This is a genomic window from Mycobacterium sp. IS-2888, assembly GCF_001954215.1.
Taxonomy (GTDB): Bacteria; Actinomycetota; Actinomycetes; order Mycobacteriales; family Mycobacteriaceae; genus Mycobacterium.
The window spans coordinates 1-672 of sequence record NZ_MBET01000074.1 but is presented as its reverse complement, the minus strand read 5'-3'; the positions used below and the strand labels follow the sequence as shown (position 1 = coordinate 672).

General features: G+C 65.0%; 2 pseudogenes. One reads left to right on the top strand and one right to left on the bottom strand.

The features are described 5' to 3' along the window. Nucleotides 1-281 (top strand): annotated as a pseudogene (locus A5745_RS15365) (hypothetical protein); the annotation flags it as partial. 4 nt (nucleotides 282-285) lie between these two features. Here the strand turns inward: A5745_RS15365 and A5745_RS15360 are convergent. Then, a pseudogene (locus A5745_RS15360) lies at nucleotides 286-672 on the bottom strand (hypothetical protein); the annotation flags it as partial.

The window sequence follows — 672 nt, the reverse complement described above, 5'->3', positions numbered from 1 at the left end:
CGTTCGGCACCAAGACCGGCAGCATCGAGATGGACGGCCAGCGGGTGAATGTGCCCGTCTCCACGGACCAGATGAAGAAGATCGCGCAGCTTTCCGGTGGGCAGTCCTACACCGCCACCAATCTCGAGCAGCTCAACAAGGACTACGACGCCATCGAGAACGAGATCGGGTATCGCACGGTGCCCGGACCGGGCAGTGCGGGCTGGCTGCGCCTCGGGGTCGTCGTCGCGCTGGTGGCGACGGCTCTGGCGCTGCTGATCAACCGAAGACTTCCCACCTGATCGCTCAGGCGGGCAGCCGGCGATTCAGGAACAGGCCCGCCAATACCGCGCCGGCCATCACGAACGCACCGAGCAGCATCCACGCCAGGCTCGCGTCACCCTTCACGGTTTCGTAGCCGATCTGGTGCTGCAGCGTCGTATAGACGTTCTTGAGCGATTCCAGGCTGTCGGCATGGAACGCCTGGCCGTCGGTGATCTCGCAGATTTTCTGCAGCGTCCGATCGTCGACCGGGACGGGAATGCTGGCGCCCTCGAACTCGACGGTGCCGTACGGCGTGCCGAACGTGATCGTGGAGATGGGAACCCCTTGATCCTTCGCCAGGCGCGACGCGGTGTAGACGCCGTCGCGTGGGTCGCTGGGGTTTTGCGGCTTGTTCTCCCCGCCGTCCGA